Below are 18,535 nucleotides of genomic sequence, written 5' to 3' on the forward strand. Positions count from 1 at the left end.
GGCTTAGCGCTCCACGTCGCCGCGGATGAAGGCCTCGACCTTTTCGCGGGCGAGGTCGTCGTTGAACTGCTCCGGCGGGGACTTCATGAAGTAGCTCGACGCCGAGAGCAGCGGGCCGCCGATGCCGCGGTCCAGGCCGATCTTGGCGGCACGGACGGCGTCGATGATCACGCCGGCGGAGTTGGGCGAGTCCCAGACCTCCAGCTTGTATTCGAGCGAGACGGGCGCGTCGCCAAAGTTGCGGCCCTCGAGGCGGACGAAGGCCCACTTGCGGTCGTCGAGCCACTGGACGTAGTCCGACGGGCCGATGTGAACGTCCTTGGCGGCGAGTTCGGCCTCGACGTTGGAGGTGACCGCCTGCGTCTTGGAGATCTTCTTGGATTCGAGGCGGTCCCGCTCGAGCATGTTCTTGAAGTCCATGTTGCCGCCGACATTCAGCTGGTAGGTGCGGTCCAGGGTGACGCCGCGGTCCTCGAACAGCTTGGCCATGACGCGGTGCGTGATGGTGGCACCGATCTGGCTCTTGATGTCGTCGCCCACGATCGGCACGCCGGCGGCGGTGAACTTGTCCGCCCATTCCTTGGTCCCGGCGATGAAGACCGGCAGCGCGTTGACGAACGCCACACCGGCGTCGATGGCGCACTGGGCGTAGTACTCGGCGGCTTCCTGGGAACCGACCGGCAGGTAGCAAACCATCACGTCGACCTGGGCGTCCTTGAGGGCCTGGACGACGTCGACCGGCTCCTCCGGGGACTGCTCGATGGTCTCGAGGTAGTACTTGCCGAGGCCGTCGAGGGTCGGACCGCGCTGGACCGTGACGCCGGTCGGCGGGACGTCGGCGATCTTGATGGTGTTGTTTTCGCTGGCAAGGATCGCGGCGGACAGGTCCTGGCCAACCTTCTTGCCGTCGACGTCGAAAGCCGCGACGAACTGCACGTCATTGACGTGGTACTTACCGAACTGGACGTGCATCAGACCCGGGATCGTGGCCTCGGGATCGGCGTCCCGGTAGTACTCGACACCCTGGACCAGCGACGTGGCGCAGTTACCCACGCCCACGATTGCAACACGAATCGGATTTGCAGACACGAAACTCCCTTTGAGAACAAACTTCACGCGCCCGGCGCGGCCGCACTCTGATGTACGACGGCGGCAAACGGGCACAACGCCATGCGGCGCCCTTGCATTCTAGTCAACGGCGCCGGGACTCAAGTTGTTCCCGGCCGCGGCACCGAATCTGTTACGGCCGGCAGGTGCCGCCAGGGGCGGCCCCGTGCCGGCTTACTTCTGGGCCCAGAGATTGATGTCGGACTCGACGGCGAACTCGTCGATCGCGTCCAGCTCATCGGACGTGAATTCCAGGTTGTCGACCGCGGCGAGGGTGTCCTCGAGCTGGCGGACACTGGAGGCCCCGACCAGCGCAGACGTCACCGAGGTGCCCTTGCCCTGCTCGCGGAGGATCCAGGCGATCGCCATCTGCGCCAGGGTCTGGCCCCGGCCCTCGGCGATCCGGTTGAGCCCGCGCACCCGGCCCAGGTTTTCCTCGGAAATCATGCCTTGGTCCAGGGACTTGTCCTGCGCCGCGCGGGAATCTTTCGGAACGCCGTCAAGGTAGCGGTCGGTGAGCATTCCCTGCGCCAGCGGCGAGAAGGCGATCGCTCCGGCGCCTACCTGCTCCAGCGCCTCGTAGAGGCTGGGGCTGCCGTTCTCGGTCCAGCGGTTCAGCATGGAGTAGCTGGGCTGGTGGATCAGCAGCGGGGTGCCAAGTTCCTTGAGGATCCGGGCGGCTTCGAGGGTCTGCTCCGGGGTGTAGGAGGAGATGCCCGCGTACAGGGCCTTGCCGGAGCGGACGGCCTGGTCCAGGGCACCCATGGTTTCTTCCAGCGGGGTTTCCGGGTCGGGCCGGTGGCTGTAGAAAATGTCGACGTAGTCCAGGCCCATGCGGGTCAGCGACTGGTCCAGGCTGGCCAGCAGGTACTTGCGGGAGCCCCAGTTGCCGTAGGGCCCGGGCCACATGTCGTAGCCGGCCTTGCTGGAGATGACCAGTTCGTCCCGGTACGGGGCGAAGTCGTCCTTGAAGTGGCGGCCGAAGTTAGTCTCGGCGCTGCCGTAGGGCGGGCCGTAGTTGTTGGCGAGGTCGAAATGGGTGACGCCCAGGTCGAAGGCCCGGCGCAGGATGGCGCGCTGGACCTCAAACGGTTTGTCGTCACCGAAGTTGTGCCAGAGGCCCAGCGAAATGGCGGGCAGCTTCAGGCCGCTGCGGCCCACCCTGCGGTAGGGCATGGAGTCATAGCGGTTCTCCGCTGCAAGGTACGTCATGGGTACTATCCTTCCTATTTCGAGACGACGGCGGCGCTGTGGCCGGGCAGTTCGACCTGGCCGGCCGCAAGCGCGACGCCGTCCTCGGTGGCCAGCAGCAGCGAGCCGCCGCCCACGGCAATCTGGCGGGATTCGGCGGAGAAGTTCATCGCCACCTCCACGTTGCCGCGGCGCAGGCGCAGCCAGCGGTCGGCCTCGCTGAAGGCAACGGCGGTGTCCTCGAAACCGAGCCCGGCGAGTTCGGGGGTCGCGCGGCGCAGCGCGATCAGGTTCCGGTACAGCTCCAGCACGCGCGCGTGGTCGCCGGCCTGGGCTTCGGCCCAGTCCAGCTTGGAGCGGGTGAACGTTGCCGGGTCCTGCGGGTCCGGCACGACGGCGGGGTCCCAGCCCATCCGTTCGAATTCCTCGATCCTGCCCTCCGCGGTGGCCTTGCCCAGTTCGGGCTCCGGGTGCGAGGTGAAGAACTGCCACGGCGTGGTGGCGCCGTACTCCTCGCCCATGAACAGCATCGGGGTGAACGGCGAGGTCAGGGTCGCGACGGCGGCGAGCGCCAGCGGGCCGTAGCCGAGGCTCTGGGAGAGCCTGTCGCCGGTGGCCCGGTTGCCGATCTGGTCGTGGTTCTGGCTGCATACCACCAGGGCGGCAGGGTGGACCAGTGACGGGTTAATGGGACGGCCGTGGTGCCGTTCCCGGAAGCTGGAGTAGCTGCCGTCGTGGAAGAACCCGTCGACGAGGACCTTGGCCAGCGCCGCGAGTGAATCGAAGTCGCTGTAGTAACCCGTGGTTTCGCCGCTGACGTTGACGTGGACCGCGTGGTGGAAGTCGTCGCTCCACTGCCCGGCCAGGCCGTAGCCGTTGACATCCCGCGGGTAGAGCAGGCGCGGGTTGTTCAGATCCGACTCGGCAATCATCGTCGCGGGGCGCCCGGTTTCGGCCGCGACGGCATCGGCCAGGGCACCGAAGTCCTCCAGCAGGTGGACCGCGCGCTCGTCCTTGAAGGCGTGCACGGCATCGAGGCGGAGCCCGTCCACGTGGTAGTCGCGCAGCCACATGGCCGCGTTCGCCAGGATGTAGTCGCGGACGACGTCGGAGCCCGGGCCGTCCAGGTTGACCGAGTCGCCCCAGGTGTTGCCCTCCCCGGATTTGAGGTAGGGCCCGAACCGGGGCAGGTAGTTGCCGCTGGGACCGAGGTGGTTGTAGACCACGTCCTGGATGACGCCCAGCCCGGCCGCGTGGGCCGCGTCGACGAAACGCTGGTAGGCGGCGGGCCCGCCGTAGCCCTCGTGCACGGTGTACCAGAGGACTCCGTCGTAGCCCCAGTTATGGGTGCCGTTGAACCCGTTGACCGGCAGCAGTTCCACGAAGTCGACGCCGAGGTCCGCCAGGTAGCTGAGCTTTCCGGCCGCGGCGTCGAGGGTCCCTTCGGGCGTGAAGGTGCCCACGTGAAGCTCGTAGATCACACCGCCCTGCAGCCCGCGGCCCTGCCAGGCGCCGTCGGCCCACTCATGGGCGCCGGCGTCGAAGGTCCGGGAGAGCGAGTGCACGCCGTCAGGCTGGCGGCGGGACCGCGGGTCCGGGAGCGGCGTCGTGTCCCCGTCCAGCAGGTAGCCGTAGTCCACCTCGCCCGAAGCGGGCGCCTCCGGGGCGGTCCACCACCCGTCCCCGGACGCGGGGCCCATCGGGTACCGCTGTCCGCCGGCGAGCAGCGTGACGTGCTGGGCTTTGGGTGCCCAGAGGTCGAAGCGTTCGGTTCCGTGTGCGGGCAGAGTCATTGCCGTTCCCCTCTATCGGTTCGTCAGTACGTGCGTTCAGGCGGCCGGCACGAGCAGTGCCACCGGGTAGTCGCGCAGGATGTCCGCGACTTCCACCGTGCCCGGGCCGAAGGACCTGCCGCTGAGCTGGTCCGTCACGGCGACGGCGAGACGAAAAGCGGTGTCCTGCCAGCCTCCCCGCTGTTCGAGGCCTCGGGGCAGCCTAGTGGCCAGGGTGATGGCCCCCGGTGTGCCGGCCCCGCGGTCAAAGGCGATCAGGTGGCCGGCGGCGGCCCCGGTGGCCGGAACCGCGGCGTAGCCGGTGAACAGCTCGGGCCGGTCCCGCCGCAGCCGCAGGGCCCGGGAGGTGACCAGCAGTTTCGCTGCGTCGTCCCGGTACGACGCCGGGAGCTCGCCGGCGTCGATCGCTTTGAGGGCGGCGCGCCGGGCCCCGAAGTCGAAGGGGCGCCGGTTGTCCGGGTCCGTCAGCGAACGGTCCCAGAACTCGGTGCCCTGGTACACGTCCGGCACTCCGGGCATGGTGAGCTGGACGACTTTGGCGGAGAGCGCATTGGCGGAGCCGTACGGGTCCAGCAGGGCCACCAGGGCATCGAGTTCGGCGCGCACCTCGGCGTTGTCAAAGGCCGCGTCGACCGCCGCCGCCAGCTTCGCTTCGAACTCCGCGTTGGGGTCGAGCCAGTTGGTCGAGTTGCCGGCCTCGCGGGCGGCCTTCTGGGCGTAGGACTGGAGCCGGTCCCGGTCCGCGGGCCAGACACCGGCGACCGCCTGCCACAGCAGGTTGGCCAGCGGGCCGTCGGGCAGCGGCGCGAGCTCCTGGAGCCGGCGAAGCGACGCGGTCCATTCCGGGGCGAGCTCCGCGAGCACCGAAATCCGGGCCCGGGTGTCCTCGCTGCGTTTCGTGTCGTGGGTGCTGAGCGTGGTCATGGACAACGGCTGCCGGGCCTGGCGTCGGGCCATCCGCGCATGGAACTCGTCCGTTGACAGGGCGAACTCGGTGGGGTCGGCGCCGACTTCGGTGAGGGTGCCCAGCCGGGTATACCGGAAGAAGGCGGTGTCCTCGACACCCTTGGCCATCACCATGCCGGAGGTTTGCTGGAAGCGCCGGCCGAGTTCCTCGTCGGCACCGGGGCCGGCGCGGAGCAGCAGCGGCAGCAGCGCCTGCACGGCCGCCTCGAGTTCGGGGCGCCGCCGGACGGCGAGTTCGCACGCCTCGCGCAGCACGTCCTCCCCCTCGGGCAGGTAGCTGCGGTACACCGGGAAGGCCGCAGTGATTTCGGAGAGCGCGTCCGCCGCCGCTTCCGTGGTGAGCCCGGCGTCCGCCGGGACCAGCCGGGCCAGCCGCAGCATCTCCGAGTGCAGGATCCCGTCCGTGATCCGGCGCTTGGTGCCGCGGATCATTTCCTCATAGTCCGCGGTGGCCCCGCCGCGCAGCGAAGCGTCCAGCGCGTCGAGGCCGGTCTGCCCGGCCGGGTCCACGAGGACCCGGTCCACGTCCGCGAGAGCGTCGTACCCCGTGGTCCCCTCGCACTCGAAGCCGGCGGGGAGTTCCTCCCCCGGCTCCAGGATTTTCTCGATCAGCAGGTAGGCCCCGCCGGTCACTTCGCGCAGCCGCCGGAGGTAGCCGGCCGGATCCGCGAGGCCGTCCGGGTGGTCGATGCGCAGGCCGTCGACCAGGCCCTCACGGAACCAGCGGACCACCTCTGCATGCGCCTCATCGAAGACTTCCGGGATCTCGACTTTGATCCCGGCGAGGGTGTTGACCGCGAAGAACCGGCGGTAGTTGAGTTCGTTGTCGGCGCGGCGCCAGCCCACGAGTTCGTAGTGCTGCCGGTCGTGGACCTCGCGCGGGTCGTCGGCAGTGGAGTCACCTGCGGTATAACTGCCCTCGGCCAGCGGGAACCGGTGGTCGTAGTACCGCAGTTCGCCGTCGCGGACCTCGAGGGCGTCCACGTCCGAGTCGTCGCCGAGGACCGGAATCCGGATCCGGCCGCCGCCGAAGTCCCAGTCGACGTCGAACGCCTGGGCGTACCGCGACTGCTGGCCCTCCTTGAGCAGCGACCACCACCAGGGGTTCTGCACCGGGGTGGCGACGCCGACATGGTTGGGCACGATGTCCACGAGCACGCCCATACCGGCGTCCCGCGCGGCCCGGGAGACTGCCGCCAGTCCCTCCGGGCCGCCGCGGTCCGGGTCGATCGAGGCCGGGTCAGTGACGTCGTACCCGTGGTCCGACCCCTGCTCTGCCGTCAGGATCGGCGACAGGTAGACCCAGTCGACGCCCAGGGCCTTCAGGTACGGCACGGTGGCGGCAGCATCCTGCAGGGTGAAGCCCGGCCGGATCTGCAGCCGGTAGGTCGAGGCGGGGGTCCTCATGAAGCGGAAGCCTTGGCGGCGCTGGTTTCGGCAGCCTTGGTCTGCGCCTCCACCATCTCCTCCTGGGCGTCCTCGTGCTCGGCCATCGAGGCCAGCGACGCGGCGGCGGAGTAGTCCACCTCAACTTCGGGACCCGAGTAGGCGCGCAGCACCACCATGGACTTGGCAGCCAGGTTCAGCGCGGCACCGGCCTTGAGCGGTTCTTCCTTGTCGGCCTGGTCCGCGGTGTCCACGAGCAGCTCCCAGAACGGCGAGTACTCCTCGTTGGGCAGGACGAAGTCCACGTTGTCGTCGTGGGCGTTGAAGGCCATCACGAAGCTGTCGTCGGTGATCCGGCGGCCCCGCGAGTCCTGCTCCTGGATGCCGTGGCCGTTGTAGAAGACGCCGATGGTCCGGCCGAAGCCGCTGTCCCAGTCCTCGGGCAGCATTTCGCTGCCGTCGGTCTTCAGCCAGACGATGTCGGGCAATTTCTCGCCCTCACCGCGGACGACCGGCCGGCCGTCGAAGAAGCGGCTGCGGCGGAACGTCGGGTGGTCGTGGCGGATCTTGTTGACGAAGGCGGTGAACTCCACGAGCGGCTGGTCCATGGCTTCCCAGTGCACCCAGCTCAGTTCGGAGTCCTGGCAGTAGGTGTTGTTGTTGCCCTGCTGGGTGCGCCCCAGTTCGTCGCCGTGCAGCAGCATCGGAACGCCCTGCGAGAGCAGCAGCGTGGCAATGAAGTTCCGCTGCTGGCGGGCGCGGAGGGTCAACACGGTGTCGTTGTCGGTGTCGCCTTCCTCGCCGCAGTTCCACGAGCGGTTGTGCGATTCGCCGTCGTTGTTGCCTTCGCCATTGGCCTCGTTGTGCTTCTCGTTGTAGGAGACCAGGTCCCGCATGGTGAAGCCGTCGTGCGCGGTGACGAAGTTGATGGAGGCCACCGGGCGCCGGGCGGAGCTCTCGTAGAGGTCAGCCGAGCCGGTCAGGCGGGAGGCGAATTCGCCCAGCGTGGACGGTTCGCCGCGCCAGAAGTCGCGGACGGTGTCGCGGTACTTGCCGTTCCATTCGGTCCACTGCGGCGGGAAGTTGCCCACCTGGTAGCCGCCGGGGCCGACGTCCCACGGCTCGGCGATCAGCTTCACCTGGGACACGATCGGATCCTGCTGGATAAGTTCGAAGAAGGTGGAGAGCTTGTCGACGTCGTAGAACTCGCGGGCCAAAGTGGAGGCGAGGTCGAAGCGGAAGCCGTCAACGTGCATTTCCGTCACCCAGTAGCGCAGGGAGTCCATCAGCAGCTGCAGGGAGTGCGGGTGGCGCACGTTGAGCGAGTTGCCCGTGCCGGTGTAGTCCATGTAGTGCTTCAGGTCGCCGTCGACCAGACGGTAGTAGGCCTGGTTGTCGATGCCCTTGAAGGACAGCGTGGGGCCGAGGTGGTTGCCTTCGGCTGTGTGGTTGTAGACGACGTCGAGAATGACCTCGATGCCGGCGCGGTGCAGCTCCCGGACCATGGCCTTGAATTCCTGGACCTGGTGTCCGACGTCGCCGGAGGAGCTGTAGGTGTTCTGCGGGGCGAAGAAGCCGATGGTGTTGTAGCCCCAGTAGTTGTTGAGGCCCTTCTCCACGAGCGTCCCGTCGTTGACGAACTGGTGGACGGGCATGAGCTCGATGGCCGTGACACCGAGCTTCTTCATGTGCTCGATGACCGCCGGGTGGGCGACGCCGGCGTAGGTGCCGCGCTGTTCTTCCGGAATATCCGGGTGCAACTCCGTCAGGCCCTTGACGTGGGCTTCGTAGATGACCGACTGGTGGTACGGGATCCGCAGCTGGCGGTCGCCGTCCCACTCGAAGAACGGGTTGATGACCACGCCATGCATCGTGTGCGGCGCCGAGTCGGCGTCGTTGCGGGAGTCGGGGTCACCGAATTCATAGGTGAAGAGCGCCGGGTCCCAGTCGATCTGGCCCTGGACGGCTTTGGCATACGGGTCCATCAGCAGCTTGTTGGCATTGAAGCGGTTGCCGTTTTCGGGTTCGTACGGGCCGTGGACGCGGTAGCCGTACTTCTGGCCGGGCTGGATCTGAGGCAGGTAGCAGTGCCAGACGTAGCCGTCCACCTCGGTCAGCTCGATCCGCGTTTCACTCAGGTCATCAGCCAGCAGGCAGAGTTCGACCCGTTCCGCCTGTTCGCTGAACAGGGCGAAATTGGTGCCGGTGCCGTCAAAGGTGGCTCCCAGCGGGTAAGCCGTTCCGGGCCAGACTTCCATGTGTACTCCTCGTGCGATGCGAACTATCTCTAGACAGACTACTTGTAAGTAGGGTTACTAATTGACCGGGCGCACTATGCGCGGACTTTGTTACACCTCCCGATGACCTCCGGCAGCGCGTCCGCTATGGCCGACGCCGTGATTGGTCCGCCGCCGGAGGCGAGCGTTCCGGCGCGGCCGTGCAGGCTGGCGGCCAGCGCGGCGACGGCGGCCCACCGGTCCGGCCCGCCGATGCCGCGGGCACCGAAGGTCCCGGCGTCGTCGCCGAGCTGGGCCAGCAAGGACCCGAGCACTCCGGCCAGGACGTCGCCGCTGCCGGCGGTGGCCATCCAGGGGCTGGCTTCGGCCTGGCTGAAGACGGCGCCCGACGGCGCGGCCACAAGCGTGGTGGCGCCCTTGAGCAGCACCGTCGCCCCCGTCAGCCCGGCGGCTTGCCCGACGGCGGCGAGCGTTGCGTCCTCGACGCCGGAGCGCGCCGGGCCGGCGCCATAGCGGCCCAGGAGGGCGGCCAGTTCCCCGGCATGCGGGGTAAGCACCGTCTGCGGGGAAAGCTGGCGAGGCAGGGCCGGGAGCGCGCCGGCGTCGGCAGCGATGGGGAGCCCGGTGGCCGCCGCCTCGCGGACGCGCTCCAGCTGCTCGTGGGCGCCGTCGTCCATCCCTGGGCCGATGAGCCAGGCCTGGACGTGGGCGTCCGCGACGCTCGTGCCGCACACCACCTCCGGACAGGACTGGCGGACTAGGTCAGCGACCTCCGGCGGCCCCAGGTAGCGGACCATGCCGGCGCCGGCTGCCAGGGCACCCCGGCAGGCCAGGACGGCGGCCCCCGGGTAGCGTGTGGAACCGGCGACGACGCCAAGCACGCCCCGGGAGTACTTGTGGGAGCGCCGGCCGGGGTGCGGCAGCAACGCGGCCAGGTCAGGAGCCTCGAGGCGGCGCAGCGCCGGGGCCCCAAGGGCGTGCTCGATGCCGATCGGGATGGTCCGCAGCCGGCCGGTGAAGTCCGCGCCGGGGTCGGCGAGCAGGCCGGCCTTCGCCGCACCGAAAGTTACTGTCACCTCGGCCGCCAGGACCGGGCCGTGCGCCTCGCCGGTATCCGCGTCGACGCCGCTGGGGATGTCGCAGGCCACCACCAGCCGTGGGCGGGAACGGCCCAGCGCGTCGATCAGTGCTGCCGCCGGACCGCGCAGTCCACCTAGGGCACCGGTTCCGAGGACAGCGTCAAGCACGACGTCGGTCCGGGCGGCTGCCGCGGCGAGGTCCGCCGCGTTGGACTCGGTGAGGACGGTGTCCCGGCCGCCCGCGGCGCGGAACGCCGACAGCCCGGCCGGGTGGGCCTGCCCGGCAGTGAGCACCGCCGTCGTCCGGAGGCCGCGGCGGGCCAGTAGCGCCGCGGCGTAGAGGCCGTCGCCGCCGTTGTTCCCCTTGCCGGCAAGCACGGTGACGCTGGAGCCGTAGGCCCGGAGGCCGCGGTCCCGCAGTTCGCGGATCACCGTGTTGGCGAGGCCGTAGGCGGCCCTCTGCATCAGAACAGCGCCCATACCGGTGTCCGCACTGGCCTCGAGAAGCTGCTTTTCGACTTCTCGGATGTGGGTTCCGGTATAGGCGCTGATCATGGTGGTGCTTAGCCCTCGGCGATCACCGTGGCGGTAGCGATGCCGCCGTCATGGCTGATCGAGAGGTGCCAGCGTTTGACGCCCTTCGACTCCGCGACGGCCAGCACCGTGCCCTTGACCTGGACCGTGGGGCCGTGCTGGTCAAGACCGATCCAGCAGTCCTGCCAGTTCATGCCGGCCGGGGCGCCGAGGACCTTGGCCACGGCTTCCTTGGCGGCGAACCGCGCCGCCAGTGACCGGGTGTTCAGCTCCCGCTCGGCCGGGACGAAGAGCCGGTCACGCAACCCGGGGGTGCGCTCAAGCTGCCGTCCGAACCGCTCTATGTCTACGACGTCTACGCCGATGCCAACAATCATGCGGCTATTCTACGGTCACGCTCTTGGCCAGGTTCCGCGGCTGGTCCACGTCGTAGCCCTTGGCGCTGGCGAGGGCGAGCGCGAAGATCTGCAGCGGCACGGTGGACAGCAGCGGGGCCAGCAGCGTCGGCGTCTCCGGGATGTAGATGACGTGCTCGGCGTAGGCCTTGACTGCCTCGTCACCCTCCTCGGCGATCACGATCGTCTTGGCGCCGCGGGCACGGACCTCCTGGATGTTGGAGACGACCTTGGAGTGCAGCGAGTCGCGGCCGCGGGGGGAGGGAACCACCACGAAGACCGGCTGGCCTTCCTCGATCAGGGCGATCGGGCCATGCTTGAGCTCGCCGGCAGCGAAGCCCTCGGCATGGATGTAGGCGAGCTCCTTGAGCTTGAGCGCACCCTCCATGGCCACCGGGAAGCCGACGTGGCGGCCCAGGAACAGCACGGACTTGGCGTCGGCCATGGCCGTGCCGAGTTCCTTGATCTGGCCCTCGTTGTCCAGGATCTGCTGGATCTTGGCCGGGATCTTGCCCAGGTCGGCGAGGATGTCCTTGATTTCGCCCTGGAACTTGTTGCCGCGCAGCTGTGCCAGGTACAGGCCCAGCAGGTAGGCGGCGGTGATCTGGGCCAGGAAGGCCTTGGTCGAGGCCACGGCGATCTCCGGACCCGCGTGGGTGTACAGCACGGCGTCGGACTCACGCGGAATCGTCGACCCGTTGGTGTTGCAGATGGAGACCGTCTTGGCGCCCTGTTCCTTGGCGTAGCGGACGGCCATGAGGGTGTCCATGGTCTCGCCGGACTGGGAGATGGAGACGATCAGGGTGTTGGCGTCGACGATAGGGTCCCGGTAGCGGAACTCGTGCGAGAGCTCCACCTCGGTGGGGATCCGGCACCAGTGCTCGATGGCGTACTTCGCAACCTGCCCGGCGTACGCGGAGGTGCCGCAGGCCAGGACGATGATCTTGTCGACGCCCTTGAGCAGTTCGGGATCGATCCGGAGCTCATCGAGGGTCAGCCTGCCGTGGACGTCGGAGCGGCCCAGCAGGGTCTGCAGCACGGCGTCCGGCTGGTCGTGGATTTCCTTCTCCATAAAGGACGGGAAGCCGCCCTTCTCCGCGGAGGCGGGATCCCAGTTGACGTGGTATTCCTTGCCCTCGGCCGGGCCGCCGAAGAAGTCGGTGATCTCCACGGTGTCCGCGGTGATGGTCACGATCTGGTCCTGGCCGAGTTCCACGGCGCGGCGGGTGTAGTCGATGAAGCCGGAGACGTCCGAGCCGAGGAAGTTCTCGCCCTCGCCCAGGCCCACCACCAGCGGGGAGTTGCGGCGGGCGGCCACGACGACGTCGGGCTGGTCCGCGTGCACTGCGAGCAGCGTGAAGGCGCCCTCGAGGCGCTGGCAGGCAAGCTGCATGGCCTTTGTCAGGCCGCCCTTGGAGAGGTCGCCGCCGAGCTGGTTCCGGTAGATGTCGCCGAGGAGCGCGGCGGCCACCTCGGTGTCGGTCTCGGAGTGGAACGTCACGCCCTTGCGGACGAGTTCCTGCTTCAGCTCTGCGAAGTTTTCGATGATGCCGTTGTGGATGAGCGCCAGCTTCCCGTCGTCGGACAGGTGCGGGTGGGCGTTCTGGTCAGTGGGGCCGCCATGGGTCGCCCAGCGGGTGTGACCGATCCCGGTCATGGCCTCGGGCAGCGGGTTGGCCTCGAGTTCGGCGATCAGGTTGCTCAGTTTGCCCGACTTCTTGCGGGACGAAATGGCACCGTCCGCGACGACGGCGATCCCCGCGGAGTCGTAGCCGCGGTACTCCAGGCGCCGCAATCCCTCCAGGACAACGTCCAGGGCTTTGTGTTCAGTATTTACCCGGCCAGCCGCGCGGCCTACATATCCAACGATTCCACACATGGGCATAAGCCTAGCGGGTTTCCCGGTCCTCCGACGTAGGATGAGCGGCCCGGACCCGCCTGCCGGGGGCCGCGGGGGCCTCCATTTCGCTCTGGGCGTTGTCAAGGGCAGAATCTCTAGGGTGACTTTGCAACGCAACGACGCGAACGGCGAGGGTGTCTCCCCGTTTGTTGAGCTGGACCGGCAGACCTGGTCCCGGCTCGCTGCCCAGATGGAGCAGCCCCTCAACGAAGAGGACGTGCTCCGCCTCCGCGGCCTGGGCGACCCCCTCGACATGAAGGAGGTCCGGGAGGTCTACCTGCCGCTGTCCCGGTTGCTGCACCTCTATGTCGAGGCCGCCAACCAGCTCCACGCGGCGACCACCACGTTCCTGGGCGAGAAGACCCAGCGCACCCCGTTTGTCATCGGTGTGGCCGGCTCGGTCGCGGTGGGGAAATCGACCATCGCCCGGGTGCTCCGTGAAATGCTGCGGCGCTGGCCGGGCACCCCGAACGTGGAACTCATCACCACCGACGGCTTCCTGTACCCGCTCGCCGAGCTCAAGCGCCGGCAGCTCCTGGACCGCAAGGGTTTCCCGGAGTCCTACGACCGCCGTGCCCTGTTGCGTTTCGTGAGCGAGGTCAAGGGAGGCGCCGAGGAAGTGCGCGCCCCCTGGTACTCGCACGTCACCTACGACATCGTTCCGGGCAAGGAGGTCGTGGTCCGCCGGCCGGACGTGCTCATCGTCGAGGGGCTCAACGTCCTGGCCCCGGCCCGTCCACGCCACGACGGGAGGCAGGGCCTCGCCCTGAGCGACTTCTTCGACTTTTCGATCTACGTGGACGCCAAGACCTCCTATATCGAGGAGTGGTACGTGGACCGCTTCCGCAAGCTGCGGACCACCGCCTTCGCACAGCCGGAATCGTACTTCCACCGTTACGCGACACTGTCCGACTCCGAGGCCGAGCAGACCGCCCGCGACATCTGGAAGCGCATCAACGAGCCGAACCTGGAGGAAAACGTCCTCCCCACGCGCGGCCGGGCCCAACTGGTGCTGACCAAGGACGCCGACCACTCCATCCGCCGTATGCTGCTGCGCAAGGTCTAGCGCAGGTGTGCCAGAACGCCGGCGGCGGCGCGGAAAGCCCGGGAAGCCCCAGTCGGCGGGCGTTCGGGCGCATCGTGGCCGCGGGCGCAGGGGTCGCGGCGCTGGCCGCCGTGGCCGCCTGCAGCCCGGAGGGCAGGACGCAGGCCGCCCCTTCCGGCACAGGCGTGCCAACTGGGAGCCCCTCCCCCACGGCCCAGGCCTCCGCGGGATCACCAGCCGCCACGGCCGCGGCGACGACGACGAACCCCGCCGACCCCGGCCCGGCCGTTTCCCCCGGTTCGAACTCCCCGGCGGCCAGTTCCCCGGCGGCCGCGGCGCCCGGCCGGCAGTATTCCCTCACGGATCCCACGAGCCCGTGGGTGGTGGTGAACAAGCACCGTCCGCTCTCCCCCGCGGCCTTCGTACCGCCGGACCTGGTGCAGCCCGCAGTCCGGCTTGCGGTATCCGGGGAGGCTGCGCTGTTGAACAGCACGACGGCGGCGGCGGCCCAGCGGATGTTCACGGACGCGGCCGCGGCCGGCGTCGTCCTGGTCCTGGCGAGTGGCTACCGCTCCTTCGCCACCCAGACAGCCACCTACAACAGCTACGTGAACTCCCGCGGGCGCGCCGAAGCGGACACCGCATCCGCCCGCCCGGGCCACTCGGAGCACCAGACCGGCTGGTCCTTCGACATCGGCGACGGCGGCGGCGCCTGCAGCTTCCAGCCGTGCTTCGCGGAACAGCCGGCCGCCGTGTGGGCCAAGGCCAACGCCCACCGTTTCGGCTTTGTGGTCCGCTACCCCTGGATGTTCCACCAGATCACCGGCTACTACTACGAGCCGTGGCACCTGCGCTACGTTGGCATCGAGGCCGCCGTCGACATGCACACCCGCGGCGTTGCCACGCTTGAGGAGTACTTCGGCTTGGAGCCGGCACCGTCCTACCTCTGAGCCTGTAGATTGGCGGGATGGGGGACACCGGGGCCAGCAGTGACCAGGGATAAATCAGCGCCATCGTGCAGCGGATTGCCGCACTGGCGTATGCCGATGAGCGGCTGGGCAAGGGCGGCCCGGACGCGGAGTTGCCAACCGAACTCGGCGCTGCGCTTGCGTTTCTGCCGCAGCTCAGGCTCCCCACCCTTCGGGCCCTGGAAAAGGACCTCGCCCGGCCGGACAGCCTCGCAACCGGCGGAATGCAGGGCCGGAGGCGAGCCGGCGAACCAGGCGTAGCACGGTTCCTCGTCCGCGCGTGCTCGCAGACCCGTCGCCCGTACAGCTCCCCGCTCACCGCTCACGCGATCGACGCGTCGTTGCTCGACCAGCTGATGTTCCGCGACGTCCGGCTGGCTCATGGCAGCACTATGTTTCACCGGTGTTTTGACCGCGTCAAGGACCTCCTGGGCCTCGGCCCGGAAGACAGCCTGGCCGAACACGGCGCCGCCCGGTACGGTGCCCGCGGAGTGGCCACACTCTTGAACACCGCAGTGTCTGTGGCAGAGCTCCAGTTCAGCCAAACATCCGCCCACATCACGCCCCAGATGGGTTACACGGGTTTGGACGCTTACGCCGACGCTCAGGACGACTGCCGTTCCATGACCGCCCCGTTCGCCCGCTGGATTTTGCAGACCGACCCCGCTCCTGCCACCGTCGCTGCCCTTGCCGCCAAGGGGCGACTGGCCAAATATGGGATATCCCCAGCCGAGCTGGACCCGGAGGAGCTGCGGGTGGAGCTCGCCCGGGCGGATGTTTCCGCGGTGGCCGACAAGCTGTCCGGCCTGGCGGCTCCCAGCCCTCAAAGCCCGGGTGGCGGCAGCAGCAACCCGGACGGGCCCCGGAGGCGCCGCTCCGACTTCCCGGAACTCGACGACGGCGCGATGGGAAGTTTCGAAGTCACCGTCCCGCCGACCGCACGCAATCCCGCCACGGCCGGAGATGCTTTCGAGAAACACATCTCCCGCAGGAAATCCACCACCGCCCTCCGGCGGCTCAAGGCGATCATCTGGATTGGCTGTCCACTCGCCGTCGTCGCCATTTCCGTCTGGATGGCCGCGCCGGCCGTGGAAGAGCTGCTGCGGGGCGCCGGAAAGAACGCGTGGAAAGGACTTACGGCATTTGTCCTATCCGAGGCCTTGGGCGGATGCCTGATCGCCGTGGGGATCTCGTCCTTGCTGGAACTTCGGGTCAACGGGTTTTTCTCGGTGGCCCGTCAGCTCAGCCCCTACACGGTGCTGCAGGGGCGAAGGAATAAAGAGTTCCTGGACGCCCTGCGAGTTCTTCGCCCAGGCCTGTTCGACGGGTCTGCGACGGCGGGCCTGCCACGGCTGTTCACTCTCTTTTTCGACAAGGAAGGGGCGTTGCTGCTTGGCGGCCGCGAACAACCCGCGGTCCTCGCCGCATTTCATTGGCTGCATGTGCGCCGGATCCTGGCAGAACCGCCCGCCCGCGGGCGCCGGGCCAGGCCGGGCGACGGCCAGCGTGTGATCCTCATGGTTCGGCAGGGCGGTGCGGACGTGAGGCTGGCTTTCCCGCTCGAACGCGCCAAGGTTGCCTGGACCACCGCACATTTTTGGAAGCTGATCCGGTCAAGGCTGCCCTGGCGCTCGTCGAGGGGCTCCGGAACCTCAGCTCCCTTGAAGGTCCGGGCATTTCCCAGCAAGGGATGCGGACATTGACCCCGGAGATTGAGGAACGCATCCACTTGTTGTTGCGCCAGGACGCCGTACTGGAAGGCACGGACTACGAAAGGGAGGCGCTGGAGTACGAACGGCGGCCCCGGTCTCTCCTTGCACCCGCGGCCTCGGCCTTCCTCCGCGACCGCCGGGTTCAGATAGTCCGCGGGCTGGTTGTCGTAGCTCTGCTCTGCGCGGCGGGCCCGTCGCTGCTCACGTTCTTCCTGCGGTAGGGTCCGGCTCTGACGGCCCGCCAGGTACGCGATATTACATGGCCGTCACTCCGGGTTAACAGCGCTGGGCTAGGTTAGTGTCCATGCTGACAGGATTCAAGAATTTCATTCTTAAGGGCAACGTCGTGGACCTTGCCGTCGCAGTCGTCATCGGCGCCGCCTTTGGCTCCGTGGTAACGGCCCTTGTCCAAAGCGTCCTCATGCCGTTCATCGCCGGCCTGGTTGGCTCGCCCAACTTCGACAGCTTCGCCGTCGTCACCTTGAACGGCAACGACATCAAGTTCGGCGTGTTGCTGACGGCGATCGTCAATTTCCTGCTCGTCGCGGCCGCTATCTACTTCGTCGTTGTGGTGCCGATGAACCACATGATCGAACGTCGCAACCGCCGGCTGGGCATCAGCCAGGATGTCAAGGAAGAGGCGGCCGAGGACCCGCAGATCGCCCTGCTGACCGAGATCCGCGACGCCCTGACGCGCACCCACTAGTTCCAGCAGCAAACAAAAGTGGCCCGCTTCCTTTCGGAGGCGGGCCACTTTTTTGCAGATGTGGGGTCAGTCAGACACGAGGGCAAGGGCTAATTCGGTCCGGACCACCTGGGCGAGCCCTTCGGCGACTTCCTGCGCGGTGTCGTGGTCGCCGGCTTCCACCATGACCCGGACGACCGGTTCGGTACCGGACGGCCGCAGCAGCACGCGTCCGGTGTCGCCCAGCTGCGCCTCGGCCTGGGCCACGGCCTCCGCCACGGCCTCGTCGCCGTTGACGCGGGTACGGTCGACGCCCTTGACGTTGATGAGCACCTGCGGGAGCTTGGTCATGACCTTGGCCAGCTCCTTGAGCGGGCGGCCGGTCAGCGCCACCTGGGCTGCAAGCTGGAGGCCGGTCAGCACCCCGTCGCCGGTGGTGGCGTGGTCCGCGAAAATGACGTGGCCGGACTGTTCGCCGCCGAGGTTGAAGCCGCCTTCGCGCATGCCCTCGAGCACGTAGCGGTCGCCCACGCCGGTCTCGCGGAGGCTGATGCCGGCGTCACGCAGGGCGAGCTTGAGTCCCAGATTGCTCATCACGGTAGCCACGAGGACGTCATCCTTGAGCTTGCCGGCATCCTTGAGGGCCACGGCGAGGATGGCCATGATCTCATCGCCGTCCACCTCGTTGCCTTCGTGGTCCACCGCGAGGCAGCGGTCGGCGTCGCCGTCGTGTGCGATGCCGAGGTCGGCGCCGCACTCCAGGACCGCCTGCTTAAGCGGGCCGAGGTGCGTCGAGCCCACCCCGTCGTTGATGTTGAGGCCGTCAGGTTCGGCTCCGATGACCACCACCTCGGCCCCGGCGTCCTTGAAGACCTGGGGAGAGCAGCCGCTGGCGGCGCCGTGCGCACAGTCCAAGACCACCTTCAGGCCGTCAAGCCGGTGCGGGAGGGTGCCCAGCAGGTGCACGATGTAGCGGTCCTCGGCGTCGGAGAAGCGCTGGATCCGGCCCACCTCGCCGCCGACGGGGCGGTAGGGCTCCTTGGTCAGCTGTTCTTCGATGGCGTCTTCGACGTCGTCGGGGAGCTTCTGGCCGCCGCGGGCGAAGAATTTGATGCCGTTGTCCGGTGCCGGGTTGTGGGAGGCGGAAATCATCACGCCGAAGTCGGCGTCAAGGTCCGCCACGAGGTATGCCGCGGCAGGGGTGGGCAGCACCCCGGCGTCGTAGACATCGATGCCGGAGCTGGAGAGCCCGGCCTCCACGGCGGCAGCGAGGAATTCCCCGCTGGCCCGCGGATCGCGGGCGACGACCGCGCGGGGCCGTTTGCCGTCGATGCTGCGGTCGTGGCCAAGCACGACGGCGGCGGCCTGCGCCAGCTGCATCGCAAGCTCTGCCGTCAGTAGACCGTTAGCCAGGCCTCGGACTCCATCTGTTCCAAATAATCTAGACATCGTGTCCAAGTTTAGTCGATGGCACGCCCAGCTCCCGCCCCGGGCGGCCGGACGGGCGTTAAACGACGGAAGCCCGCCCCGCACAAGT

At 68.3% G+C, this 18,535-nt stretch carries 14 protein-coding genes; 5 read left to right on the forward strand and 9 right to left on the reverse strand.

What is annotated here, in order from left to right; translation table 11 throughout:
- Positions 1 to 3: 3 nt before the first annotated feature.
- The 8 genes from FFF93_RS12540 to glmS all read right to left on the reverse strand — a co-directional run bounded on the left by FFF93_RS12540 (position 4) and on the right by glmS (position 12,567).
- A complete protein-coding gene (locus tag FFF93_RS12540; protein ID WP_138768616.1) occupies positions 4 to 1,089 on the reverse strand; it encodes an inositol-3-phosphate synthase in 1,086 nt (361 codons plus the stop codon).
- Positions 1,090 to 1,281: 192 nt separating this feature from the next.
- Positions 1,282 to 2,319, reverse strand: a complete 1,038-nt coding sequence (gene mgrA, locus FFF93_RS12545) for an L-glyceraldehyde 3-phosphate reductase (RefSeq protein WP_138768615.1) — start codon at positions 2,317 to 2,319, stop codon at positions 1,282 to 1,284.
- 14 nt (positions 2,320 to 2,333) lie between these two features.
- Complete coding sequence (gene treZ, locus FFF93_RS12550) at positions 2,334 to 4,091, reverse strand: malto-oligosyltrehalose trehalohydrolase (protein ID WP_138768614.1); 1,758 nt, start codon at positions 4,089 to 4,091, stop codon at positions 2,334 to 2,336.
- A gap of 36 nt (positions 4,092 to 4,127) precedes the next feature.
- Entirely contained in the window at positions 4,128 to 6,464 is a 2,337-nt protein-coding gene (treY, locus tag FFF93_RS12555; RefSeq protein ID WP_138768613.1) for a malto-oligosyltrehalose synthase, read from the reverse strand.
- The gene (gene glgX, locus FFF93_RS12560; protein ID WP_138768612.1) at positions 6,461 to 8,701 is read right to left on the reverse strand and encodes a glycogen debranching protein GlgX; all 2,241 of its coding nucleotides are present in this window, start codon (positions 8,699 to 8,701) and stop codon (positions 6,461 to 6,463) included. Before glgX ends, treY begins: the two co-directional genes overlap by 4 nt.
- 74 nt (positions 8,702 to 8,775) lie before the next feature.
- Entirely contained in the window at positions 8,776 to 10,314 is a 1,539-nt protein-coding gene (locus FFF93_RS12565) for an NAD(P)H-hydrate epimerase (RefSeq protein ID WP_138768611.1), read from the reverse strand.
- 8 nt (positions 10,315 to 10,322) lie between these two features.
- Entirely contained in the window at positions 10,323 to 10,670 is a 348-nt protein-coding gene (locus FFF93_RS12570; RefSeq protein ID WP_138768610.1) for a holo-ACP synthase, read from the reverse strand.
- A 4-nt stretch (positions 10,671 to 10,674) separates the two neighbouring features.
- Entirely contained in the window at positions 10,675 to 12,567 is a 1,893-nt protein-coding gene (gene glmS, locus FFF93_RS12575) for a glutamine--fructose-6-phosphate transaminase (isomerizing) (RefSeq protein WP_138768609.1), read from the reverse strand.
- Positions 12,568 to 12,688: 121 nt separating this feature from the next.
- On the opposite strand from glmS, the gene coaA reads away from it, so the two are divergent.
- The 5 genes from coaA (at position 12,689) to mscL (ending at position 17,019) form a co-directional block, all read left to right on the forward strand.
- Positions 12,689 to 13,654, forward strand: a complete 966-nt coding sequence (gene coaA, locus FFF93_RS12580; RefSeq protein WP_138768608.1) for a type I pantothenate kinase — start codon at positions 12,689 to 12,691, stop codon at positions 13,652 to 13,654.
- Between the two features lie 5 nt (positions 13,655 to 13,659).
- Entirely contained in the window at positions 13,660 to 14,583 is a 924-nt protein-coding gene (locus FFF93_RS12585) for a D-alanyl-D-alanine carboxypeptidase family protein (protein WP_261375120.1), read from the forward strand.
- A gap of 65 nt (positions 14,584 to 14,648) precedes the next feature.
- Positions 14,649 to 16,304 (forward strand): hypothetical protein, encoded by a 1,656-nt coding sequence (locus tag FFF93_RS12590; protein ID WP_138768607.1) that lies wholly within the window; start codon positions 14,649 to 14,651, stop codon positions 16,302 to 16,304.
- Positions 16,301 to 16,534: a hypothetical protein gene (locus FFF93_RS12595; protein ID WP_138768606.1), complete on the forward strand. Its 234-nt coding sequence runs from the start codon at positions 16,301 to 16,303 to the stop codon at positions 16,532 to 16,534. The genes FFF93_RS12590 and FFF93_RS12595 overlap by 4 nt, the downstream gene beginning before the upstream one ends.
- Before the next feature lie 83 nt (positions 16,535 to 16,617).
- A complete protein-coding gene (gene mscL, locus FFF93_RS12600; RefSeq protein ID WP_138768605.1) occupies positions 16,618 to 17,019 on the forward strand; it encodes a large conductance mechanosensitive channel protein MscL in 402 nt (133 codons plus the stop codon).
- Positions 17,020 to 17,085: 66 nt separating this feature from the next.
- On the opposite strand, the gene glmM is transcribed toward mscL, so the two are convergent.
- On the reverse strand, positions 17,086 to 18,447 hold the full coding sequence (glmM, locus tag FFF93_RS12605) for a phosphoglucosamine mutase (protein WP_138768604.1): 1,362 nt from the start codon (positions 18,445 to 18,447) through the stop codon (positions 17,086 to 17,088).
- Between the last annotated feature and the right edge of the window lie 88 nt (positions 18,448 to 18,535).

Origin of the sequence: Arthrobacter sp. KBS0702 (assembly GCF_005937985.2) — a bacterium.
Taxonomy (GTDB): domain Bacteria; phylum Actinomycetota; class Actinomycetes; order Actinomycetales; family Micrococcaceae; genus Arthrobacter.